The sequence below is a fragment of the Actinosynnema sp. NPDC050436 genome, from assembly GCF_040655415.1.
Taxonomy (GTDB): domain Bacteria; phylum Actinomycetota; class Actinomycetes; order Mycobacteriales; family Pseudonocardiaceae; genus Actinosynnema.
In genome coordinates this window covers 345,843-368,914 of record NZ_JBFAJV010000005.1, presented here as the reverse complement: position 1 = coordinate 368,914, position 23,072 = coordinate 345,843, and the positions used below count along the sequence as shown (strand labels likewise).

Sequence of the window (23,072 nt, the reverse complement as noted above, 5' to 3'; positions counted from 1 at the left end):
TCGGTGTGACGTGATCGGCCTGGTCACCGCCGGTATGACCCCGGTCTCCCGGGGCCATACCGATACTGGCGGCGAGCCGCTCAGCCCTCCTTGACCGCGCCCAGGGGCGGGCCGGCCGGGCGGGAGGCGGCACGGCGGGTGCGGCGGCGGGTGGCCACCACGGGCTCGCCGTGGCCGTTGAGCGACTGGTCGGCGGCGTTCGCCTCGGCCGTGCCGACCTGGGTCGGCGGCTGGACGGGTGCCGGCTCGTCCTCGCGGACGGGCTCGGCCGCGACCGGCTCGGCGACGACCGGCGCGGTCTCGGGCTCGACGGCCACCGGCTCGGCGGCAGCGGGCGCGACAGCGACGGGCTCGGCGGTGGCCGACTCGGCGACGACGGGCTCCTCGGCAGCAGGCTCGGCGACCACGGGCTCGGCGACCACGGGCTCGACCGCAGCAGGCTCGACCGCAGCGGATTCCGCGACGACGGGCTCCGCAGCGGGTTCGACCGCTGCGGGCTCCGACACCGCCGGCTCGGCCGCGTCGACGTGCTCGGCGGAACCGGGGTCACCGGCCTCGGCCTGCGCGGCTTCCTGGCGGCTCGCCGCACCGGCCTCACGACGGGCACGACGGCGCTGCCGGCGTTCCCGCTTGGGCTCGACGGCCTCGCCTGCGGGCGCGTCCGGAGTGGACGGCTCGGCGACGACCTCGGGCTCCCGCACGGGCTCCGGGACCGCTTCGGCGACCGGCTCCGGCGTCTCCCCGCCCTTGCCGCGCCGCGACTTGCGGCCCTGCTGTTGCTGCTGCTGGCCCTGGCCGTTGGACGGACCGTGCGAGTGCACCGGTTCGGTGGACACGATCACGCCGCGCCCCCGGCAGTGCTCGCAGGTCGCGGAGAACGCCTCCAGCAGGCCCGTGCCGACCCGCTTGCGGGTCATCTGCACCAGGCCCAGCGACGTCACCTCGGCCACCTGGTGGCGCGTGCGGTCCCGGCCCAGGCACTCGGTCAGCCGGCGCAGCACCAGGTCGCGGTTCGACTCCAGGACCATGTCGATGAAGTCGATGACGATGATGCCGCCGACGTCGCGCAACCGGAGCTGGCGGACGATCTCCTCGGCCGCCTCCAGGTTGTTCCGGGTCACCGTCTCTTCCAGGTTTCCACCCGAACCGGTGAACTTGCCGGTGTTGACGTCGATGACCGTCATGGCCTCGGTGCGGTCCACGACCAGGTAGCCGCCCGACGGCAGCCACACCTTGCGGTCCAGCGCCTTGAGCAGCTGCTCGTCGATGCGGTGCTCGACGAACACGTCGTTGTTGCCGACGTGCCGGCGCACCCGCTCCTGGAGGTCGGGCGCGACGTGCCGCACGTAGGCGTCGATGGTGTCCCAGGCGTCCGAGCCCTGGACGATCAGCGCGGAGAAGTCCTCGGTGAACAGGTCGCGGACGACCTTGACCAGCAGGTCGGGCTCTTCGTAGAGCAGCTGCGGCGCCTGGGCGCGGGGCGTGTCCTTGTCCTTGATGACCTGCCACGTCGCCTGGAGGCGGGTGACGTCGCGCGCCAGCTCCTCCTCGGCGATGCCCTCGGACGCGGTGCGGATGATGACGCCGGCGTCTTCGGGGACGACCCTCTTCAGGATGTCCTTGAGGCGCTTGCGCTCGTTGTCGGGCAGCTTGCGGCTGATGCCCGTCGCGCCGCCGCCCGGCACGTACACCAGGAACCGGCCGGGCAGGCTGATCTGGGTGGTCAGGCGGGCGCCCTTGTGGCCGACCGGGTCCTTGGTGACCTGCACCAGGACGCTGTCGCCGGTGGACAGGGCCTGCTCGATCCTGCGCGCCTTGCCCTCCAGGCCGGCCGCGTCCCAGTCGACCTCGCCGGCGTAGAGCACCGCGTTGCGGCCCCGGCCGATGTCGATGAACGCCGCCTCCATGGACGGCAGCACGTTCTGCACGCGGCCCAGGTAGACGTTGCCGACCAGCGAGCCGGAGCCCGACGACGTGACGAAATGCTCCACGAGCACGCCGTCCTCCAGCACGCCGATCTGCGTGCGGTCGCCGCGCTCGCGGACCACCATGGTGCGCTCGACGGCTTCGCGGCGGGCCAGGAACTCGGCCTCGGACAGCACCGGGGCGCGGCGGCGGCCGGCTTCCCGACCGTCCCGGCGGCGCTGGCGCTTGGCCTCCAGCCGGGTCGAGCCGCGCACGCTGCGCACCTCGTTCTGCGCGGCCTCGGAGTCGGCCTTGTCGTCGCGCGCGTCCCGCGTCTCGCGGACGTGCACGACCGTGTTGGGCGGGTCGTCCTCGTTCGGGGCGGCCTCGTCGTCCGCGCCGACCTTGCGGCGGCGGCGACGCCGGCGGCGACGGCTGCCGCCACCTTCGGAGTCGTCGTCGGCCGGGGTCTCGGCGGCCTCGGCCTCCTCGGCTTCGGCGGCGGCGGGCTCCTCGCCGGACTCCTCGTCGCCGCCCTCCTCGCCGACGCCCTTGCCCCGGCCACGGCCACGGCGGCCACGGCGGCGGCGACGGCGGCCGTCGGCCTCGTCACCGGAGTCGTCGGCAGACGCGTCGTCGGCGGCGTCGTCCTCCTGGGCCTCCTCCTCGACCACCACGACGGCCGGCGGAGCGGCGACGGGGGCGGGCGGCAGGAAGACGGCGGACGGCGGCGCGAACAGCGGTGTGAGCGCGGCCACCTCCCGGGCGGGCAGCGCGGGCTCCTCGGTGGCCTCGTCCACGTCACCGGTGACGATGTCGTCCCAGTTCAGCAGGCTCTCGGCGACCTTGAGCGCCAGGTCGCGGGCAACGCTGGACTGGGCGCCCTTGACGGTCTCCCCCAGGTCGGCCAGCGCGGCCACGACGTCCTTGCTGCTGGTGCCCAGCAGCTTCGCCAGCGCGTGCACCCGCAGCTTCTCCGGCAGGTCCGCCAGCGCTGGGTGCGCGGATGTGGCGTTACCCCCGCCGGCACCGGCGGGCTTGTTCGTGTTCGACATGCAGCTCCTCCGCCCCCGGGCGCGTCTTGGGAGACGCGGGCCGCGCAGGGGCCTCTCTTGTCCACTCACCGCCGCGTCTGGCGGCGGGAATCCTTTGTTTTTCGCCTCGCGCTGTGCGCGGTGGCACAGCAGGTCCTCTTCACTACCGCGACGACGCCGTCAGCGCCGCTCCGGCGAGGGGCCCGGTCAGACCTCCGCCACCCGGTCAAGGGCGAGCGGGTCGACCAGCCCACCTTCGTCGTCGAGCCGCCCCTGCGCCATCCGGGTCGCCTTTGCGGGCACCGGCGGAACCAGGTCGGCGACGACTCGGAGCGCGCTCAGCACGTCGTCGGGTCGGACGGTAGGGGTTGTCTGCCATACGACCGTCATGAGTATCCCACACGGTTGTGACAAATCCCGTGCATCGTGTCCCGCGTCGCTCGAATGCGCCTGGACCTGCGCCGACTCGGCGGGTCCCGGGGTGGCGGACCGCACGTCGGCGGACACCACGGCCGGGCGGACGTCGATCACCCTCTTGCCGTCCTTGGTCAGCCGCTCGACCTCGACGGACTCGGCCGCGAGGAACGCCGCCACCGCCTCCGCCAGCCGTTCGGGTGATATCCCGGCCAGCTCCACCTGCCAGGCGCTGGCCTCGATCCGCTCGGGCAGCGTGCCGCCTACGGCCTGCACGACCTCCACGACGTCCAGGCCGGGTGGCAGCACCGCGTCCAGGGCGGTCCGCAGCGCGTCCGGGTCGACCCGCTCCACGACTTGGACCTCGACGTACTCGGCCTCGCTGGCCACGCCGGTCGGCGCGGCACCCACCCACGACACCTTCGGGTGCGGGCTGAAGCCCTGGGAGTAGGCCATCGGCACGCCCGCGCGCCGCAACGCGCGCTCGAAGGTGCGGGCGATGTCACGGTGCGACGTGAACCGCAACCGACCGCGTTTGGCGTAACGCAGCCGGAGCTTCTGCACGGGCGCGGCCGACGGGTTGGGCTGCTGCTGGCGGCTCAGTGCTACTCCCCTGGGGTGCGGGTGGGGTTCCGACGGGGTAAGCATCCCAACGGTCCACGCTTCTACTCCAGCAGGACGGTACCTTGGTGGCGTTCCGCACCGTTGAGCTTGTCTGGTCGGTCCCTCCTGGCTACCGTCCGGCACCAGAGGTCAACCCGGCAGCCCAGCACTGGAGGTCCCCCGTGCCTCTGCTCCGCCGCGCCCGAGCGGTCGCGGTCAGCGCAGCGCTGCTCGCGTCCGGTGTGCTCGTGGCCGCCGGACCCGCTTCGGCGCACGCCACGGTGCCCGCCGACGAGCTGCCGGCCGCCACGGACTGCATCCAGCCCGGACCGGTCCTGCGCTACCTGGTCGTGCTCGACCCCGGCACCAGCGAGCCGCTGGCCAACGCCCTGGTGGCGGGTGCGTGCGGCACGACCACGGGCTACTACCCGCAGATCGGCGTGGCGGTCGCGGTGTCCGGCGACCCCGGTTTCGCCCGGCGGATCGGCGTGGACCGCGCGTACAGCGCGCAGGCGGACGGCATGTCCAAGAAGACCGGGGCGCCGGCCCGCCGGAAGTTCGACGACGAGGCGCTGAGCGGCCGGTCGTCGTCGGGCCCGGCGGACCGCACCGCCGAGCAGTGGGACATGGACCTCATCCGGGCCGCCGAGGCCCGCGCGATCAGCAAGGGCAGCCCGGACGTGGTGGTCGGCGTGCTCGACTCGGGCATCGACCCGACGCACCCGGACCTGGTCAGGGCGCTGGACCCGGCGCTGTCGGCGGGGTGCACGACGGGCGTGGCAGACCCTGCGCAGGCCGCCTGGTCGCCGACGACATCCGCCCACGGCACGCACGTCGCGGGCACGATCGCCGCAGCCGACGACGGCGCGGGCACGACGGGTGTCGCGCCGGGCGTGCGGCTGGCGTCGGTGAAGGTGGTCGACGACGCCGGGTTCATCTACCCCGAGTACGCGGTGTGCGGGTTCATGTGGGCGGCAGCTCACGGCATGACCGTGACCAATAACAGCTACTTCATCGACCCGTGGGTGTTCACCTGCCAGAACAAGACGGGCCAGTCGGTGGTCTACGAGGCCGTGCGGCGCGCGGTGGACTACGCGACCGGGCACGGCGTGCTGACGGTGGCAGCGACGGGCAACGGGGCTGCCGACGTGACCAGGCCCGGTTCGGACGCGCAGAGCCCCACCAACGCGGCCCCCGAGGACGTGAAACCGCGCCCGGTGGACAACTCGTGCCTGGTCCTGCCCGCGCAACTGCCCAAGGTGGTGGGCGTGTCGTCGGTGGGTGCGGCGAAGCTGAAGGCGGGGTACTCGTCGTACGGGCTGGGCGCGGTCGACCTGACCGCACCGGGTGGCGACCGCAAGCAGCCGCCGGCGGAGACCGGCCAGGGTTGCGTGCTGTCGACCGTGCCGGCGGGCTACGACTACTCGTGCGGCACGTCGATGGCCGCGCCGCACGTCACGGGGGTGGCGGCGCTGCTCGCGTCGACGCACCCGAGCGCGTCGCCCACCGAGCTGACCAGGTTGTTGAACACGCAGGCGGAGACGCTGCCCTGCCCCGCCGACTACGACCTCAACGGGACGGGCGCGCAGGACGCGTACTGCACCGGGTACTCGGAGTACAACGGCTTCTACGGCCACGGCCTGGTGGACGCCGCAGCCGCCGTGGAGGGCGCGCAGACCGAGGACGGCGGACGTGGCGGCACCCAGCCGCCGACGTCACCCGCCGTCACTTCGGCTTCCCGCTGACCACTCGACAAACTTCACCCGATCGAGCCACTCGATCGGGTGAAGAGCGCCGCCCGGTCAGGACTGGGTGAGCGCCGGGTTGCGGACGGGGCTGCCCTTGCCGACCGGGGAGATCGGGAGCAGGGTCCGGCCGGTGGGGCCCACCTCGATGTCGGTGCCCATCGCGGGGCACACGCCGCAGTCGAAGCAGGGCGTCCAGCGGCAGTCGTCCTGCTCGCGCTCGTCCAGGGCGTCCTGCCAGTCCGCCCACAGCCACTCCTTGTCCAGGCCCGAGTCCAGGTGGTCCCAGGGCAGGACTTCGAGCTCCTCGCGCTCGCGGGTGGTGAACCAGGCCAGGTCCACGCCCAGCGGCGGGAGCTCGCGCGCCGCCGCCTCGACCCAGCGGTCGTAGGAGAAGTGCTCGGACCAGCCGTCGAAACGGCCGCCCTCGCGCCACACGCGCTCGATCACGTGACCGATCCGGCGGTCGCCCCGGGAGAGCAGGCCCTCGATCAGCGACGGCTGCCCGTCGTGGTAGCGCATCCCGATGTTGCGGCCCAGCGCCCGGTCCGAGTTCACCGCCTCGCGGAGCTTCCTCAGGCGGCCGTCCACCGTCACCGGGTCGCACTGCGCGGCCCACTGGAACGGCGTGTGCGGCTTGGGCACGAACCCGCCGATGGAGATCGTGCAGCGGATGTCCTTGCGCCCGCTGACCTCCCGACCGGCCCGGATGACGTTCTTGGCCATCTCCGCGATCTGGAGCACGTCGTCGTCGGTCTCGGTCGGCAGCCCGCACATGAAGTACAGCTTCACCTGCCGCCAGCCCGCGCCGAAGGCCGCGCTCACCGTGCGGATCAGGTCCTCTTCGGACACCATCTTGTTGATCACGCGGCGGATCCGCTCGCTGCCGCCCTCGGGCGCGAACGTGAGGCCCGAGCGGCGGCCGTTGCGGGACAGCTCGTTGGCCAGGTCGATGTTGAACGCGTCCACCCGCGTGCTGGGCAGCGACAGGCTGGTGTTGGTGCCCTCGTAGCGGTCCGCGAGGCCCTTGGTCACCTCGGCGATCTCCGAGTGGTCGGCGCTGGACAGCGACAGCAGGCCGACCTCCTCGAAACCGGTCGCCTCCAGGCCGCGCTGGACCATCGCGCCGATGCCCTCGATGGAGCGCTCGCGCACCGGCCGGGTGATCATCCCGGCCTGGCAGAAGCGGCAGCCCCGGGTGCAGCCCCGGAAGATCTCGACGCTCATCCGCTCGTGCACGGACTCGGCGAGCGGCACCAGCGGCTGCTTCGGGTACGGCCACGCGTCGAGGTCCATGGTGGTCCGCTTGAACACCCGGTACGGCACGCGCTCGCGGTTGGGCACGACCCGCTGGATGCGGCCGTCGGGCAGGTACTCGACGTCGTAGAACCGGGGCACGTAGATGCCGCCGGTCTCGGCCAGGCGGGTCAGGATCTCGTCCCGGCCGCCGGGCCGGCCCTCGGCCTTCCACGCCCGCACCAGGTCGGTGATCTCCAGGACGGCTTCCTCGCCGTCGCCGAGCACGGCCGCGTCGACGAACCGCGAGATCGGCTCCGGGTTGAACGCCGCGTGCCCGCCGGCGACCACGATCGGGTCGTCGTCGGTGCGGTCGGCGGCGTGCAGCGGGATGCCGGCCAGGTCCAGGGCGGTGAGCAGGTTGGTGTAGCCGAGTTCGGTGGCGAAGCTGACGCCGAGCAGGTCGAACGCCTTCACCGGCCGGTGGGCGTCCACGGTGAACTGGGGCACGCCGTGCTCGCGCATCAGCCGTTCGAGGTCCGGCCACACCGCGTAGGTCCGCTCGGCGAGCACGTCCGGCTGCTCGTTGAGCACCTCGTAGAGGATCATGACGCCCTGGTTGGGCAGCCCGACCTCGTAGGCGTCCGGGTACATCAAGGACCACCGCACGGTCGTGGAGTCCCAGTCCTTGACGGTCGCGTTGAGCTCCCCGCCGACGTACTGCACCGGCTTCGACACCTGCGGCAGCAGGGGTTCCAACGCGGGGAAAACCGACTCGACACTCACGCAGTCCAGGGTAACGGCACCCCTTGGACCGGTCAGAACAGCGGTCCGGTGAGGGTGAGGCCGAGACCTTCGCCCGCCCCCGCGTAGACGCCGAAGAACATCAGCGCCGCGCCGGCCAGGGCGACGTCCTTGTTGAACTGGATCATCTCCGACTGCCGGGCCTGCGGGTCGGTCTGGGTCCAGAAGTTGTGCATGAGGAACGCGGTGGGCAGCAGGAACAGCACGAGCAGCAGCGCGCCGAGGTCGGCCCACACTCCGAGCAGCACCATGAGCCCGCCGACGGCCATCAGCACGCCGCTGGCCTGGGTGGCCGGCCTGGGCGACGGGACGCCCTTCGAGGCGGCGTAACCCGCCATGGCGTCGGCCTGGGTGAGGTGCCCGACCGCCGAGCCGAAGAACAGGATGCGGCCGATGAGTGCGATCACGTCCACGACGACCTCCAGGGGTGAGGTCCGTCCAGTGTTCAGCCGGGTCAGGAGGTGAGCAACCGGCCGAGCCGCCGCGCCGCGACCATTACCCCGATCGTGGCCATCACCACGAAGTAGCCGACGTGCACCAGCAGGCTCCAGCCGACGAAACCCTTGGTCAGCGCCCTGATCAGTTCGACGGCGTGGTAGAGCGGGGTGAACTGGACGACCACCTGGAGCGCGGGCGGGTAGACCGTCAGCGGGAAGAACGTCGTGGAGAACAGGAACAGCGGCAGCACGAACAGCTGGACGAGGTCGAAGTCCTGCCAGGACCGCATGAACGTGGTGGCGGCCATGCCGACGGCGGCGAACGCGACCGCCACGAGCAGGCACGCGGGCAGCGCGAGCAGCGCCCACGCCGAGGAGACCAGGCCGAACCCGAGCATCACGACGAGGAACCCGGCGGAGTAGAGGCCGCCGCGCAGCAGCGCCCAGGTCGCCTCGCCGAGCGCGATGTCGACCGGCCCCATCGGGGTGGCGAGCATCGCCTCGTACACCCTGGCGTACTTGATCTTGAAGAACAGGTTGTAGGTCGCGTCGAAGACCGCGCCGTTCATCGCGGACGCGGCGAGCAGCGCCGGCGCGACGAACTCCGCGTACGGGATCGGCCCGCCGGGACCGGCCACGGTGGTGACCAGCCGCCCGAAGCCGAACCCGAGCGAGAGCAGGAACAGCACCGGCTCGAAGAACCCGGACACCACGGACAGCCACGCCCGCCGGTTGACCAGGAACGCGCGCTGCACCAGCACGTGCGAGCGGCCCGCGTACAGGCCCGGCGGCACGATCCGGAACAGCAGGCCGGCGCGGGAGCGCGGGGCGGCGCGGTCGAGGAGTCCGGTCACGGTCACACCGCCAGTCGTCGGTGGAAGTGGCGCCGGCCCAGCACGACGCCCACGGCGACCACGGCCGCCAGGTACGCGACGTGGCCGAGCGCCGGGAGGGGGTCCAGCGAGCCGAACGACGCGCCGCGCGCGAGTTCGATGCCGTGCCACGCGGGGGTGGCCCAGGCGAGCGGGTGCAGCCACCCCGGGAGCTGGCTGAGCGGGAAGAACGCGCCGGTGAACAGGGTCATCGGGATCAGCACGAAGCGGTAGAGGCCGTTGAACGAGTCGGGCTTCTCCCTGGTCGCGGTGAACGCGACGACCGGCGCGCTGAACGCCATGCCCGCCAGCACCGCGACCGGCACCGCCAGCACCGCCGCCGGGCTGGTCACCGCGCCCAGCGCGGACGCGACCGCCAGGAACACCGCCGAGCCCGCCGCCAGCTTCGCCGCGATCCAGAGCAGCTGGCCGGACAGCACCTGGGCGGGCGTGATCGGGGTCGACACGATGCCGACGTAGGTCTTCTGCCACTTGAACGCCGAGAACACCGCGTACGTGGACTCGAACATGGCGCTCTGCACGGCGGCCGTCACGATCAGCGCAGGTGCCAGGAACTGCACGTACGGCAGGCCGCCGGTGGCCTCGCCGGGCTGCACCTGGGAGCCGAAGCCGACCCCCATGGCCAGCAGGAACAGCACCGGCTGGACGAAGCTGGAGATCGCGGTGGCACGCCAGTTGCGGCGGTACCAGGCCCACAGGCCCTCCACCACGAGCAGTGCGGGGAGCGGCGCCATCAGTCCACCAGCGTCCGGCCGGTGAGGCGGAGGAACACGTCCTCCAGGGAGCTGCGGCGCACCAGGCTCGACGTGGGCCGCACGCCGCGCGCGTGCACGGCGGACAGCGCCGCCTCGCCGTCGGCGGTGTAGAGCAGCAGCCGGTCGGGCAGCACCTCGACGCGGTCCGCGATGCCCTCGACCGGGACCGGGTCCTGCCCGCCGGGTGGGAAGCGCAGTTCGAGCACCTCGCGGGTGGAGTAGCGGCGGATCAGCTCGGCCGGCGAGCCCTCGGCGGCGATCCGGCCGCCGTCCATCACCACGAGCCGGTCGCACAGCTGCTCGGCCTCGTCCATGTAGTGCGTGGTGACGATCAGCGTCACGCCGTTCTGCTTGAGCCGGAACAGCCGGTCCCACAGCAGGTGGCGGGCCTGCGGGTCCAGGCCCGTGGTCGGCTCGTCGAGCACGACCAGCTCGGGGTCGTTGACCAGCGAGCGGGCGATGGTCAGCCGGCGCTTCATGCCGCCGGACAGCGGCTCGACCTCGTCGTCGGCGCGGTCGGTGAGCTGGGCGAACTCCAGCAGCTCGACGGCCTTCGCGCGGACGTGCGCCTTGGACAGGCCGAAGTACCGGCCGTAGACCTCCAGGTTCTGCCGCACGGTCAGCTCGGTGTCGAGGTTGTCGAGCTGCGGCACGACGCCGAGGCGGGCCCGGATCCTGGGGCCGTCCCGGTCCGGGTCCATGCCGAGCACGGTCAGCTCGCCGCCCGTGCGCGGGGACACGCACGACACCATCCGCATGGTGGACGACTTGCCCGCGCCGTTCGGGCCGAGGAAGCCGAACGCCTCGCCGCGGCCGACCTCCACGTCGATGCCCCGGACCGCTTCGAACGAGCCGAAGTGCTTCGTCAGGTTGCGCGCTTCGACGAGGGTGGTGGTCACCTGCGTCACGGTAGCGGCGGGGTACGACATCGTCCCGGCGGACTTAGGGTCGGCGGCATGGGGATCGAGCTGGCCTGGCCCTCCGCCGCCGACGAGCGGCTGCGGGCCGAGGTGCACGAGGTGCTGCACGCGGTCGTCGCGGCGGGCGGGGCCATCGGCTGGCCTGAGCCGCCGGAGCGCGCGGAGACCGACGCGTGGGTCGGGTCAGTGCTGGAGCGGACCCGGGCCGGTGACGCGGCGCTGGTGGTCGCGCGCGTGGACGGCGTGGTGCGCGGGACGGCGTGCTGGGTGCGCTCCCCCGGCCAGGTCTTCGCGCACACGGCCGAACTGGGCCGGGTGACCGCCCACCCGTCGGCCCGGGGGCTGGGGCTGGGGGCGCTGCTGGTGTCCGCCGTGGTGGACCACGCGCGTGCGGCGGGGTTGGAGCACTTGACGTTGGGCGTGCGCGGCAACAATCACGGGGCCATCGAGCTGTACGAACGGCTCGGGTTCCGGGAGTGGGGCAGGTTGCCTTTCGCGATCGCGGTGGGCGACGTGCGGTACGACGAAGTGCGGATGGCGTTGTCGCTGGGGTTCCGCGAGGGCGTCGTGCTGCACGGGTCGGCGACCGGCGGGCTGGGTTCGTCGCCGCGTCGCGGCCGGTGAACTCGTGATCTGGCGTCGAACGCCGAACGGCCCGGACCTTGGTCGGTCCGGGCCGTTCGGCGGGTTCGCTCAGAGGTTCGGGAACCAGAGCTTGATCTCGCGCTCGGCGGACTCCGGCGAGTCGGAGCCGTGGACCAGGTTGAACTGGACCTCCAGGCCGAAGTCGCCGCGGATCGTGCCCGGCGTCGCCTTCTCCACCGGGTCGGTGCCGCCGGCGAGCTGGCGGAACGCCGGGATCGCCCGGGTGCCCTCCACGACCAGCGCCACGAGCGGGCCGCCGGTGATGAACTCGACCAGGTCGTTGAAGAACGGCTTGCCGTCGTGTTCCGCGTAGTGCTGCTCGGCGGTCGCGCGGTCCACGGTGCGCAGTTCGAGCGCGGCCAGGGTCAGACCCTTGCGCTCGATGCGGGAGATGACCTCGCCGACCAGGCCACGGCTGACGCCGTCGGGCTTGACCAGGACCAGGGTGCGCTCGCTCACGGCCGTCAGTACTCCTTCGTACGGGTTCATGCAGGTGGGTGAAGGGTAGCCGGAGGCACCACAGCGCCGACCGTGACCACCGGCAACTCCCGCAGCAGGCGCTCCCGCGCCCGGTCAGCTCTGGTGGATCAACCGATCCGGTGCCGAACCGGCGCTCAGCCAGGCCCTGGCCACCGTGCCGGCAGCAGCCCGGAACACGCCGTCGCGGTCACCGTCCTCGGGGGTGATGACCTCCGACCGCTTGTCCAGCACGAGGTGCCGGTGCGTTCCACCACCGGTGTGGAATCGGTAGCGCACCTCAACCTCAGTGTCGCTCTCCTTGTCCAAGTACACCAACATCGCCACAGCAACCACCCTCCGCACTCGCTCGGTTCCCAACGGGTGGATCACCGCCGACGCCGTCGTCCACCGCAGGTGGAATCCGGTCCGAGGTGCGATAGTGCCGGCCGTGACCACCGAGAAACCCGACACCGGGCACAAGCTGAACGGCCCCGGGCTCACCACCGCAGCCGTGATGTTCGTGCTCCTCCGGCTGCTCGCGGTGTCCTCCTACGACTGGCACACCACGTTCGCGCTGCTGCACACGCTCGACCTGGAGGACGCGCCCGGCTTGTTCCTCGGCACGTTCATGGCCGACGAACGGATCAGCACGGTGTTGTTGGTGTTGAGCGTGCCGTTGGCGTCGTTCTACGCGGCGGCCACCCGCTCCCAGGCCGCGCCGCTCATCGTGACCGTGTTGGTGGCGTTCCTGGTCGCCTACGTGCGCAGCTACCACCGCTGGTGGGTGCCCGCGCTGGCGGTCGTGTTGGCGTTGGTGGTGGCCGGGTTGGCGGCTCGGCGCAGGGATGACGAGCCCGGTCCGGCGCGATTCGTGTTGCAGCGGATCCGGGGGATCGTGGTGGTGACCGGGTTGGTGGTGGCGGCGGTCGTGGCCACGCCGTGGGTGCCGTTGGAGCGGATCGAAACCACGACCGGCACGTTCGAGGCGTACGTGGCCGAAACCAGTCCGGGGTTCCTCAAGGTGCTCGTCGCACACGGCCGGGAGTTCCGCATCCTCCGCGACGACGAGGTCATCTCACGGATCGAGTTGACCGATCATTAGGTCCGCGTCCGGCCGTCAGGGTCACCGTGACGCCGTCCGCGCCCAAGGTGCCTCCGGAGTCCTTCGCCACGACGCGGATTTCGACGTTCTTGCCGGCCGCCGCGTCCGGTAGTGCCGTGAGGTCGGCGAACACCCGGTAGGGCGCGGTGTCGTCGGTGCCGAGCACGGTCCAGCCCTTGCCCTCGACCCGTGCGGCGAACGTGGCCTGCGCGAACGATGACGTCACCCCGTCCGCCCGCACCTCTACGCGGTCGTCCAGCACGGTACCGACGGGTGGCGCGACCAGCGTGGGCGTCGGACGGGCGGTGGGCAGGCGAGTCGTTCCCTTGAACACCAGTGCCGACAGCGGCGGCACCGTCACGCGGACCTTGCCGTCGACGGCCGACACTTCGGGTCCCCCGGCGGGCCACGAGGGGCGGAGCGCGGCACTGCCCACCGGCGCGTCGACGGTCGCCGATGACGTGCCCGCGTTGGCCACGACGAGGTGTTCCACGTCCCTCCCGGCGCGCACCCGGCTGAACGCGATCACGTCCCCCGTCGCCAAGCGGAGGGTCTGGTTGCCGTCACGCCACACCGGGTCCCGGTCGACGAACGCCGCCAAGTCGCGCAACTGCCGGTACAGCGGGTGGTCGGGGACGTGGTTGTCCACCGCCCCGGTCCGGTTGCTGCCGATCAGGTCTTCCGACCGGTACTCGGGGGTGGCGGAGGCGAACAGGTCCTGCCGGGCCGCTTTGTCGCCGCCGCTGCCCGCGAAGCCCTGCTCGTCGCCGTAGTAGACGACGGGGTTGCCGCGCCACAGGTACATCAGGGCGTTGCCGAGTTCCACCCGCTCCAGGAGTTCGGGTTCGGTGATGCCGGGCCGGTTCTGCCGCAGCGCCCAGGCGAGCCGGCCCAGGTCGTGGTTGCCGAGGAACGTGGGCAGCGAGGCCGCGTTCGAGTCGGCGTCGGTGTACCGGTCGTCGTCCACGAGCACTTGGCCCAGCTTGGCCGACCCGAGCCCGGACAGGAACGTCGCCGCGCCGTTCTGGAACGGGAAGTCCAGCGCCGCCTGCATCTTCCCGGTCGTCGTGTAGTGGGAGGTGACTGCGGGGTCGGCGTCGAACACCTCGCCGAACACGAAGAAGTCGTCCTTGCCGCGCCGCTGCGCGTACTTCCGCACGTGCGGCGCGAGCGCCTGCCAGAACTCGATGTTCACGTGCTTGACGGTGTCGACGCGGTACCCGTCGATGTCGAGCACGTCGATCCACCTCGTGAAGATCCGCTTCATGCCCGCGACGACGGTCGGGTGCTCGGTCATCAGGTCGTCCAGGCCGAAGAAGTCGCCGTACTGGCTCGACTCCCCGGAGAACGTCGAGTCGCCCCGGTTGTGGTAGAGCGACGGGTCGTTCAGCCACGCCGGTTCTTTCCGACCGAGCACGACGGGCGTGTAAGGCGCGGTCAACTTCGGGAAGTCCGGGCGGCCCGCGATGGCTGCGATGTCCACGGGTCTGCCGGACGGGTCCAGATAGGGCACGGCGCTGGTGGGCACGTAGTCATAGCGGCCCTCGGCGTAGCCGATGAGGTCTGCGGTGTGGTTGGCGACGATGTCGAAGAACACCTTGATGCCACGCCGGTGCGCGTCGCGGATCAGCCGGCGCATGTCGTCGGTCGAGCCGAAGTGCGGGTCCAGCTCGGTGTAGTCGGTGGTCCAGTAGCCGTGGTAACCGGCCGACGCGTCCGCGCCGGAGCCCTGCACCCAGCGGTTGCGGAACACCGGGGTCAGCCAGATCGCGGTGATTCCCAGCCCGTCGAGGTAGTCGAGGCCGTCGTGCAGGCCCTTGAGGTCGCCGCCGTGGTAGAAGCCCCTGTCGGTCGGGTCGAAGCCGGTCGTGAGCCGGTCGGTCCCGCCGGAGAGCCCGTGGTCGTTGCCGGGGTCGCCGTTGGCGAACCGGTCGGGCAGCACGAAGTAGAACCGCTCGCCGGTGACGCCGCGCAGCGCGTCGCGGGCCAGCGCCCGGTCGCCGGCCCGGACGCCGGGCGCGATGTCGGCGACCCCGCCCACGACGAGCCGGCCCGTGGCCGCGACGGCGGGCGCGACCGGAACCACGAGCCCGAAGAGCAGCAAGGCGACCAGACCCAGGCGGCGCACGGCGACCTCCTCGTCGCGGAAGGGCGGCAAGCCCCCGCCCGGTGCGGGACCGGACGAGGACTCACGCAACCACGACGATCTTGGTCCAACAAGAGCCCCTCACCCGGCGGGGGCCTAGCGGCGCTGCGGCTGCAACGTCTTCGACCACAGCGACGTGCCCTTGATGTCACGCAGCCACACGGTCAGTTCGCCGTCACGGGACACCTCGACCTCGCCGAAGTGCTGGAACCCGTCCAGCGGCGTGGTGTTCGCCGCCGGCGGGGCGTGCACGAACACCGCTTCCGGTCCGAACGTCGGATCCAGCACGTTCGGGCCGAACGCTCCCGCGTGCAGCGGCCCGGACACGAACTCCCAGAACGGGTCGAAGTCCGCGAACGCCGCCCGCTGCGGCGAGTAGTGGTGCGCGGCCGTGTAGTGGACGTCGGCGGTCAACCACACGGTGTTGCGCACCTTGCGCTTCTTGATCTCCCGCAGCACCCACGCCAACTCGGTCTCACGCCCGCCCGGCTTGCCCGGCAGGCCGTTCGCCACGCCTTCGATGCCCCCGCCGTCCGGCACGGTCAAGCCGATCGGCAGGTCGGCGGCGATGATCTTCCACGTGGCGCGCGAGCAGTCCAGCGACTCCACCAGCCACTTCGCCTGCTTCTCGCCCAGGATGTGCCCGACGCCGTCGCGTGGCGCGTCGTTGGCGTCCTTGTAGGTGCGCATGTCGAGGATGAACACCTCCACGTGCTGCCCGTAGGAGAACTTCCGGTACACGCGCCCGTCCACGGCCTTGCGCGGGTCGATCGGCTGCCACTCGTGGAACGCCCGGAACGCCCGCGCGGCCAGCACGTCGACGCGCTTCTCGGTGTAGGCGGGCGAGTCGAGGATCTCCCCCGGGTACCAGTTGTTGACCACCTCGTGGTCGTCCCACTGCACGTAGGCGGGCACGTCGGCGGCGAACGAGCGGAACTTCTCGTCCAGCAGGTTGTAGGCGAACTGGCCCCGGTACTCGTCGAGGGTCTCGGCGACCTTCAGCTTCTCCGGGGTCACCGCGTTGCGCCAGACCCGGCCGTCGGCCAGGGTCACGGTCTCCTGCATCGGGCCGTCGGCGTAGACCGTGTCGCCGCTGTGGATGAAGAAGTCGGGCCGGCGCGCGGCCATCGCGCCGAAGATCGGCATCCCGCCCAGGTCGGGGTTGCTGCCCCAGCCCTGGCCCGCGACGTCGCCGGACCACACGAACCGCACGCCGTCCCGGCCGAGCGGCGCGGTGCGGAAGCTGCCGGTCACGGCCTGGCTGCGGGTGCGGCCGTCCAGGTCCTCGGCGACCACCCGGTAGTGCGCGCGGCGGCCGGGTGGCAGGCCGCGCAGCCGCAGCCGGCCCGTGCCGCCGGTCTCCGGCGTCAGCACGGGGCCGCGCAGCACGCGGGCGCGGCGGAACGACGGGTCCGCCGACACCTCGACGAGCATCCGCGCCGGCCGGTCAGCCCGCGTCCACACCAGGCCGCTGTCGAACGTCACGTCACCGGACTGCACGCCGTGCGTCAGCACCGGGCGCCCCGACGCCGCCAGCGCGATCCCGGGCACGAACGCCGCAGCCGTGCCGATCGCTCCGGCGCGCAGCAGCGTCCGCCGGTTCACCACACCTTCGGTCATGGCCGGTTTGTAGCCCCCGAACCCGAACCCCCGGTGAACTCCGGCTGGTCACCGGGCGACGACCGCCGGTACGCGGCGGCCGTCAGAGGCCGTACCGGCGCTCGTACTTGTCCAGGATCTCGTGCGCCCGCCCCTGCATCCGCACCTGCGCCCGGGTGCGCGCGAACTCCGCCACGTCCTCCGGCCGGTAGCCCATCCAGCGCAGCGTGTTCAGCGCCAGGCTGATGATGTCGACCGCCTCCCGGGCGGCGGCTGCCCGGTCGCCCCGCGCCAGGTGCTCCTCCAGCTCGTCGAACTGGAGGCCGGTGGCCAGGCGGTAGTGCGAGAGGGGTTTCGCCATCAGGTCGTCGTGCGCCGCGTCCCACGCGTCCCACAGGGCCTGGAAGGGCCCGAGTTGGTCCGAATCCTGGTCGTCGCCGACCCCCGGCGGGTTGCCGGCCGGTACGTCAGAGGCCACCGGGACTCGACTCCGACGACCGCCCGTCCGCCGGGCTCGCCGGAACCGCCCGGACGGAACTGTGACCCATCACGTCACCGAGTGTAGTGCGCCACCACGCCGGGTGGCCGGATCCGTTCCAGTGAACCGCACATCCCAGGACGGGACACCGGAGCCCGACCGCGAACGGGGTTCAGCCCTGCGCCGACTGCTGCTGGCTGGGCAGCCGGCCCTCGGCCATGCGCTTGGCCACGTCGCGGCGCAGCCACAGGAGGTAGAACCACACCAGGCTGAACAACACGCCGATCACGCCCAGGGCGGTCAGCAGCGGCCAGGAGGCGATCATCACCGCGTGCAGCACGGCGATCACGGCCACCACCCACGGCCGCTTCAGCAGCGCGCACGTCCCGATCAGCGCCACGATCAGCCCCAGCACCAGGTACCCGGTGCCGGTCCCGATGCCGCCGCCGAGCTTCGCCACCACCGGCAGCGCCAGGGCGACCACGATCACTTCCAGGATGAGCGTCCCGGCCATGATGCCCCGGAACGACTTCATCGGGTCCTTCTTCGGCGCGGGCACGCCGGCGGGGGTCGTCATGAGGGCTCCTTGCCGAACAGGGCGCGGGCCTCGCCGGCGGTCACCACGGAGCCCGTCACGATCACGCCGCCACCGGACACCACGTCGCCGCCGTCGTCCTCCTCGGCCAGGCGCACGGCTTCCTCCAGCGCGTCGACCAGGTGCGGCTGCACCACCATCCGGTCCTCGCCGAAGATCGGGATCGCCACGCCCGCGAGCAGGTCCGGGTCCATGGCGCGCGGCGACGAGTTCGCGGTCAGCACGACCTCGTGCACCACGGGCTCCAGTTCGCTGAGGATGCCCACGGCGTCCTTGTCGTCCATCACGCCGACGACGGCGACCAGCTTGCGGAAGCCGAACTCCTCGTCCAGCGCCTTGGCCAGGGCCTTCGCGCCGTGCGGGTTGTGCGCGGCGTCGACCAGCACGGTCGGCGCGGAGCGCACCCGCTCCAGCCGGCCCGGCGACGCGACGGTGGCGAACGCCTCGCGCACCGCGTCCACGTCGATCTGACGGTCCGCGCCCGCGCCGAAGAACGCCTCCACGGCGGCCAGCGCGAGCGCCGCGTTGGCGGCCTGGTGCGCGCCGTGCAGCGGCAGGAACACCTCGTCGTACACGCCGCCGAGGCCCTGCAACCGGAGCAGCTGCCCGCCGACGGCCACGTCGCGCTGCAGCACGCCGAACTCGGAGCCCTGCCGGGCGACCATGGCGTCGACCTCGGCGATGCGGCGCAGCAGCACCCGTTCCACCGCCGGGTCCTGCTCGGCGAGCAGGGCCACCGCGCCGGGCTTGATGATCCCGGCCTTCTCCTCGGCGATGCCCTCCAGCGACGTGCCCAGGTACTCGACGTGGTCGACGCCCACGGGCGTGATCACCGCGATCCGGCCGTCGGCGACGTTCGTCGCGTCCCACCGGCCGCCGAGGCCGACCTCGACCACGGCGGCGTCGACCGGGGCGTCCGCGAACGCCGCGAACGCCATCCCGGTCAACACCTCGAACTTGCTCAGCGGCACCTCGCTGCGGCTGTCCACGATGGACACCAGCGGCTCGATGTCGCGGTAGACCTCGACGTAGCGCTGCGGGCTGATCGGCGCGTTGTCGACGTTGATCCGCTCGGTCACCAGTTGCAGGTGCGGGCTGGTGTACCGGCCGGTGCGCAGGCCGACGCGGGTCAGCAGCGCGTCGACCATCCGCGAGGTCGACGTCTTGCCGTTGGTGCCGGTGATGTGCACGACCGGGTAGGACGTCTGCGGGTCGCCCATCAGCTCGACCAGCGCCCGGATGCGGTCGAGGCTCGGTTCGAGCTTGGTCTCCGGCCAGCGCTGGTTCAGCTCCGCCTCGACCTGGCGGAGCTCGTCGAGCGAGTCGGGCCCGGTCACGACTGCGGCAGCGCGTCGAGGCGGGCGTGGATGCGGTCGATGTCGGCGTTCGCCGCCGCCAGCCGGGCCTGGATCTTGGCGACCACCTCGGCGGGCGCCTTGTCGGTGAACGCCGGGTTGTTCAGCTTGCCCTCGCACTGGGCGCGTTCCTTCTCCGCCACGGCGAGGTCCTTGGCCAGCCGCTTGCGCTCGGCGACCAGGTCGACCGCGCCGGACAGGTCCAGCTCGACCTTGACCGCGCCCTTGGGCAGGCCCACCTCGATCTGCGCCGAGACGGTGTAGTCGTCGCCCGGCTCGGTCATCCGGGTCAGCGCGCGCACGGCGGGCACCTGGTCGATCAGGTCGACGCAGCACGCGCCCCGGACCTTGCCGGCCACCTTCTGCGCGGGCTTGAGGCCCTGGTCGGAGCGGAACCGGCGGATCTCGGTGACCAGCTTCTTGAGGCCCTCGACGCGGGTCGCGGCGACCTCGTCGCGCGCGCCGCCGCCCGACTTCGGCCACGGCGCGACGACCAGCGACTCACCGCCGGTGAGCGTCGTCCAGAGGGTCTCGGTGATGAACGGCGTGAGCGGGTGCAGCAGGCGCAGCACGACGTCGAGGACGTGGCCCAGGACGGCCTGGGTCGCCTCGGCCCGCGCGCCGCCCTCGGCGAGCTGCACCTTGGCCAGCTCCAGGTACCAGTCGCAGAACTCGTCCCAGGTGAAGTGGTAGAGCCCTTCGGCGAGCTTGCCGAACTGGAACGCCTCGAACTGCCCGTCCACCTGCTCGACCAGCTCGTCGAGCAGGTCGAGGATCCAGCGGTCGGCGTCGGTCAGCTCCTCGCGCGGCGGCACGGGGCGGTCGACGGTCGCGCCGTTGCCCAGCGCGAACCGGGTGGCGTTCCACAGCTTCGTGGTGAAGTTGCGGGACCCGGCCGCCCACTCCTCGGCGATCGCCAGGTCGGAACCGGGGTTCGCGCCGCGCAGCAGGGTGAACCGGGTGGCGTCCGCGCCGTAGGAGTCCACCCAGTCCAGCGGGTCGATGCCGTTGCCGCGCGACTTGGACATCTTCTTGCCGTGCTGGTCGCGGATCAGGCCGTGCAGGAACACGTGGTCGAACGGCTGCTTGCCGTCCAGGGCGTACAGGCCGAACATCATCATCCGGACGACCCAGAAGAACAGGATGTCGTAGCCGGTGGACAGCACGCTGGTCGGGTAGAACTTGGCCAGGTCGCTGGTCTGCGCGGGCCAGCCCAGGGTGGAGAACGGCCACAGGCCCGAGGAGAACCACGTGTCGAGCACGTCCTCGTCCTGGGTCCAGCCCTCGCCGGGGGGCTCGTCGTCGGGGCCGACGCACATCACCTTGTCGTCGGGGCCGTACCAGACCGGGATGCGGTGGCCCCACCAGAGCTGGCGCGAGATGCACCAGTCGTTGAGGTTGTCGACCCAGTCGAAGTAGCGCTTGGCCAGCTCCGGCGGGTGGATCGTGGTGCGGCCGTCGCGCACGGCGGCGGCCGCCTCGCGGGCCAGCGGCTCGACCTTGACCCACCACTGCAACGACAGGCGCGGCTCGATGACCGTGTCGCACCGCGAGCAGTGGCCGACGGAGTGCTTGTACGGGCGCTTCTCGGCCACGATCCGACCCTGCTCGCGCAGCGCGGCGACGACGGCGGGCCGCGCCTCGAACCGGTCCAGCCCCTCGAACGGGCCGTGCGCGGTGATCACGCCGCGCCCGTCCATCACGGTCAGCGCGGGCAGGTCGTGCCGGCGGCCGATCTCGAAGTCGTTCGGGTCGTGCGCCGGGGTCACCTTGACCGCGCCGGTGCCGAACTTCGGGTCGACGTGCTCGTCGGCGACGATCGGCACGTACCGGCCGGTCAGGGGGACCTCGACCTCGGTGCCGATCAGGTGCCGGTAGCGCTCGTCCTCGGGGTGCACGGCGATCGCCGTGTCGCCCAGCATGGTCTCCGCGCGGGTGGTGGCGACGACGATCGAGGACGCGCCGGAGCCGTAGCGGATGGAGACCAGCTCGCCGTCGTCCTCGGAGTGGTCGACCTCGATGTCGGACAGCGCGGTCTGGCAGCGCGGGCACCAGTTGATGATCCGCTCGGCGCGGTAGATCAGGCCGTCGTCGAACAGCCGCTTGAAGATCGTCTGGACCGAGCGGGACAGCCCCTCGTCCATGGTGAACCGGACGCGGTCCCAGTCCACGCCGTCGCCGAGCCGGCGCATCTGGCCGAGGATGCGCCCGCCGACCTCCTCGCGCCACTGCCAGACGCGCTCGACGAACTTGTCGCGGCCCAGGTCGTGGCGGGACAGGCCCTCGGACGCCAACGCGCGCTCGACCGCCGTCTGGGTGGCGATGCCCGCGTGGTCCGTGCCCGGCAGCCACAGCACCTCGTAGCCCTGCATCCGCCGGCGGCGGGTGAGGGCGTCCATGACGCTGTGGTTGAGGGCGTGGCCCATGTGCAGGCTGCCGTTGACGTTCGGCGGGGGCAGCACGATGGAGAACGGCGGCTTGTCGCTGCCCGCGTCCGCCGTGAAGTAGCCGCGATCCACCCACCGCTGGTACAGCCCGGCTTCTACCTCGGCCGGGTTCCAGGCCGGCGGGAGTTCGGAGCGCTGGGGTGCGGTGGGCGTTTCAGTCACGTGGGAAGTCTACGGAGTTCGCGCTATCGACTTCGAACCAGATAGCTGGTAACGCCCTCACGTGGCATACCCCGGCGTCTTCGGGATCGGGAACGGGCGCGGGGAGGAGCGCGAAAGGCACGCGCCGCCTGTCGGGGTGGCCTGCTAACGTCCGCCGGCCGTCACCTGATCGAGTGAACGGCGTCGTGATTCCACCTGCTGGGGGGCAAGTGCACACCGACGGTCTCGACGACCACCCCGACCTGCGCCACGAGAAGTGGATCGCGGAGGCGAAGAAGCGCGCCCGGCGGGAGTTCCGCAAGCAGCGGCGGGCGGCCCGGTGGAAGGCGGGCAACGGCCGCGCCGTCACCGCCGCCGCCGTGGTGGCGATCGCAGTTTTGCTGTTCGCGCTGTACCGGGAGGGCGAGTTCCCCGGCGTCCGGGACGCGCTGGACGCGCCCGCCGCGCAGGACTTCCGGATCGACCCCGAGCGGCCGTTCCGCAACACCCCCGCCGACACCTGGGCGGACGGCGACGCCGGGATCGCGCCGCCGCCCGCCGCGCCGGTCGGCGAGTTCACCGCCGACCAGGTCGCCGAGGCGTACCGGCTGGTCAAGCACGCCGTGGTGGCCTCGCGGCTGGACCGCGCGGTGATCCAGGACCACGACGTGGATCGGTACATCGGCCTGCTCGCCTACGACCTGCAGGACCAGATGCGCCAGCTCTACGACGGCCGCCACGACGGCGAGGCGTCGATGGTGGTGACCCGGATCGCCAAGGGCCAGCGGCTGCTGCCGGCCGCGCCCAAGGTCAACGGCACGATGAGCGCCGAGGCCGGTCAGCCCGGCGAGATCGTGGTCCGCACCAACTACGTGTTCGCCTACGCGTTCGAGAGCGACCGGGAGCCGACGGACCCGATGGACATCGTGGCCGTGCGGCGGATCGCCATGACCTACGTGGTCCGCAGCGGCGACTCGTTCGCGCCGGAGAGCAACGGCCTGTGGACCGACGCCATGGCCGGCTACGACTACGCGATCGGCTGCGCGGCGGCCAAGCAGGGCTTCCTCGCGCCCGGCATCAGCGAGCGGCCCGTGCCCGGCGCGCACACCGGCGAGGACGTCGACGACGGGCCGTCCGAGGGCTACTTCGACCCGAACCGGTCGCTGGAGATCCGCGACAGCTGCGGGTGACCCAGTCACCCGATCGGTCGATTCGGCGACAGAGTGGTGCCGCTCACAATTGACGGTGATCGCCGGTCGTCACGGGGATCCGGCACCGGGTTCACGGACCGTTCTCAACCCCTTGGGGCCCGTGACAGCGGACCGGTGCCACCTCGTCGCCGACGGTCGATCGTGGTAC

General features: G+C 72.0%; 19 protein-coding genes. 4 read left to right on the top strand and 15 right to left on the bottom strand.

Annotated features, from left to right (window positions below; all coding sequences use genetic code 11):
• Positions 1 to 80: 80 nt before the first annotated feature.
• On the bottom strand, positions 81 to 2,960 hold the full coding sequence (locus AB0I60_RS16540; protein WP_360730508.1) for a translation initiation factor IF-2 N-terminal domain-containing protein: 2,880 nt from the start codon (positions 2,958 to 2,960) through the stop codon (positions 81 to 83).
• Positions 2,961 to 3,146: 186 nt separating this feature from the next.
• Entirely contained in the window at positions 3,147 to 3,917 is a 771-nt protein-coding gene (locus AB0I60_RS16535; RefSeq protein WP_360730657.1) for a TIGR03936 family radical SAM-associated protein, read from the bottom strand.
• Between the two features lie 221 nt (positions 3,918 to 4,138).
• Here AB0I60_RS16535 and AB0I60_RS16530 point away from each other — a divergent pair, with 221 nt between their 5' ends.
• Positions 4,139 to 5,701 carry a S8 family serine peptidase gene (locus AB0I60_RS16530; RefSeq protein ID WP_360730505.1) on the top strand — a complete coding sequence of 521 codons (1,563 nt, stop codon included), beginning with the start codon at positions 4,139 to 4,141 and terminating at the stop codon, positions 5,699 to 5,701.
• A 57-nt stretch (positions 5,702 to 5,758) separates the two neighbouring features.
• Here the strand turns inward: AB0I60_RS16530 and AB0I60_RS16525 are convergent, their stop codons facing one another.
• Genes AB0I60_RS16525 through AB0I60_RS16505 form a run of 5 tightly spaced genes read right to left on the bottom strand, consistent with a single transcriptional unit; the run spans position 5,759 to position 10,755 of the window.
• Positions 5,759 to 7,723: a TIGR03960 family B12-binding radical SAM protein gene (locus AB0I60_RS16525; protein WP_360730502.1), complete on the bottom strand. Its 1,965-nt coding sequence runs from the start codon at positions 7,721 to 7,723 to the stop codon at positions 5,759 to 5,761.
• 32 nt (positions 7,724 to 7,755) lie between these two features.
• Entirely contained in the window at positions 7,756 to 8,154 is a 399-nt protein-coding gene (locus tag AB0I60_RS16520) for a DoxX family protein (protein WP_360730500.1), read from the bottom strand.
• Between the two features lie 41 nt (positions 8,155 to 8,195).
• Positions 8,196 to 9,032: an ABC transporter permease gene (locus AB0I60_RS16515; protein WP_360730497.1), complete on the bottom strand. Its 837-nt coding sequence runs from the start codon at positions 9,030 to 9,032 to the stop codon at positions 8,196 to 8,198.
• Between the two features lie 2 nt (positions 9,033 to 9,034).
• Positions 9,035 to 9,805, bottom strand: a complete 771-nt coding sequence (locus tag AB0I60_RS16510) for an ABC transporter permease (protein WP_360730494.1) — start codon at positions 9,803 to 9,805, stop codon at positions 9,035 to 9,037.
• On the bottom strand, positions 9,805 to 10,755 hold the full coding sequence (locus AB0I60_RS16505; protein WP_360730491.1) for an ABC transporter ATP-binding protein: 951 nt from the start codon (positions 10,753 to 10,755) through the stop codon (positions 9,805 to 9,807). The genes AB0I60_RS16510 and AB0I60_RS16505 overlap by 1 nt, the downstream gene beginning before the upstream one ends.
• A 27-nt stretch (positions 10,756 to 10,782) precedes the next feature.
• Between AB0I60_RS16505 and AB0I60_RS16500 the strand changes: the two genes are divergently transcribed.
• Positions 10,783 to 11,370 (top strand): GNAT family N-acetyltransferase, encoded by a 588-nt coding sequence (locus AB0I60_RS16500; protein ID WP_360730488.1) that lies wholly within the window; start codon positions 10,783 to 10,785, stop codon positions 11,368 to 11,370.
• A 69-nt stretch (positions 11,371 to 11,439) separates the two neighbouring features.
• Here AB0I60_RS16500 and ndk read toward each other — a convergent pair whose 3' ends face one another.
• A complete protein-coding gene (gene ndk, locus AB0I60_RS16495; protein ID WP_360730486.1) occupies positions 11,440 to 11,850 on the bottom strand; it encodes a nucleoside-diphosphate kinase in 411 nt (136 codons plus the stop codon).
• 114 nt (positions 11,851 to 11,964) lie between these two features.
• The gene (locus AB0I60_RS16490) at positions 11,965 to 12,195 is read right to left on the bottom strand and encodes a hypothetical protein (protein WP_360730484.1); all 231 of its coding nucleotides are present in this window, start codon (positions 12,193 to 12,195) and stop codon (positions 11,965 to 11,967) included.
• Between the two features lie 103 nt (positions 12,196 to 12,298).
• On the opposite strand from AB0I60_RS16490, the gene AB0I60_RS16485 reads away from it, so the two are divergent.
• The gene (locus AB0I60_RS16485; protein WP_360730481.1) at positions 12,299 to 12,952 is read left to right on the top strand and encodes a hypothetical protein; all 654 of its coding nucleotides are present in this window, start codon (positions 12,299 to 12,301) and stop codon (positions 12,950 to 12,952) included.
• On the opposite strand, the gene AB0I60_RS16480 is transcribed toward AB0I60_RS16485, so the two are convergent.
• From AB0I60_RS16480 to AB0I60_RS16455, 6 genes are all read right to left on the bottom strand, one after another.
• Positions 12,921 to 15,080, bottom strand: coding sequence for an alpha-amylase family glycosyl hydrolase (locus AB0I60_RS16480; RefSeq protein ID WP_360730478.1), 2,160 nt, complete (start codon positions 15,078 to 15,080; stop codon positions 12,921 to 12,923). The genes AB0I60_RS16485 and AB0I60_RS16480 overlap by 32 nt on opposite strands.
• Before the next feature lie 114 nt (positions 15,081 to 15,194).
• A complete protein-coding gene (locus AB0I60_RS16475) occupies positions 15,195 to 16,718 on the bottom strand; it encodes an alkaline phosphatase D family protein (RefSeq protein ID WP_360730475.1) in 1,524 nt (507 codons plus the stop codon).
• An 82-nt stretch (positions 16,719 to 16,800) separates the two neighbouring features.
• Positions 16,801 to 17,175, bottom strand: a complete 375-nt coding sequence (locus AB0I60_RS16470; protein WP_360730474.1) for a hypothetical protein — start codon at positions 17,173 to 17,175, stop codon at positions 16,801 to 16,803.
• Between the two features lie 172 nt (positions 17,176 to 17,347).
• The gene (locus AB0I60_RS16465; RefSeq protein ID WP_360730472.1) at positions 17,348 to 17,752 is read right to left on the bottom strand and encodes a DUF4233 domain-containing protein; all 405 of its coding nucleotides are present in this window, start codon (positions 17,750 to 17,752) and stop codon (positions 17,348 to 17,350) included.
• On the bottom strand, positions 17,749 to 19,107 hold the full coding sequence (locus AB0I60_RS16460; protein ID WP_360730469.1) for a folylpolyglutamate synthase/dihydrofolate synthase family protein: 1,359 nt from the start codon (positions 19,105 to 19,107) through the stop codon (positions 17,749 to 17,751). Before AB0I60_RS16460 ends, AB0I60_RS16465 begins: the two co-directional genes overlap by 4 nt.
• Positions 19,104 to 21,734 carry a valine--tRNA ligase gene (locus tag AB0I60_RS16455; protein ID WP_360730466.1) on the bottom strand — a complete coding sequence of 877 codons (2,631 nt, stop codon included), beginning with the start codon at positions 21,732 to 21,734 and terminating at the stop codon, positions 19,104 to 19,106. Before AB0I60_RS16455 ends, AB0I60_RS16460 begins: the two co-directional genes overlap by 4 nt.
• A 209-nt stretch (positions 21,735 to 21,943) precedes the next feature.
• On the opposite strand from AB0I60_RS16455, the gene AB0I60_RS16450 reads away from it, so the two are divergent.
• Positions 21,944 to 22,903 carry a hypothetical protein gene (locus AB0I60_RS16450; protein WP_360730463.1) on the top strand — a complete coding sequence of 320 codons (960 nt, stop codon included), beginning with the start codon at positions 21,944 to 21,946 and terminating at the stop codon, positions 22,901 to 22,903.
• Positions 22,904 to 23,072: the final 169 nt, after the last annotated feature.

Excerpts from the sequence above, each read along its gene's own strand:
- AB0I60_RS16505 (WP_360730491.1), bottom strand. The coding sequence starts at position 10,755 with ATGTCGTACCCCGCCGCTACCGTGACGCAGGTGACCACCACCCTCGTC.
- AB0I60_RS16500 (WP_360730488.1), top strand. The coding sequence starts at position 10,783 with ATGGGGATCGAGCTGGCCTGGCCCTCCGCCGCCGACGAGCGGCTGCGG.
- AB0I60_RS16465 (WP_360730472.1), bottom strand. The coding sequence starts at position 17,752 with ATGACGACCCCCGCCGGCGTGCCCGCGCCGAAGAAGGACCCGATGAAG.
- AB0I60_RS16475 (WP_360730475.1), bottom strand. The coding sequence starts at position 16,718 with ATGACCGAAGGTGTGGTGAACCGGCGGACGCTGCTGCGCGCCGGAGCG.
- AB0I60_RS16510 (WP_360730494.1), bottom strand. The coding sequence starts at position 9,805 with ATGGCGCCGCTCCCCGCACTGCTCGTGGTGGAGGGCCTGTGGGCCTGG.
- AB0I60_RS16540 (WP_360730508.1), bottom strand. The coding sequence starts at position 2,960 with ATGTCGAACACGAACAAGCCCGCCGGTGCCGGCGGGGGTAACGCCACA.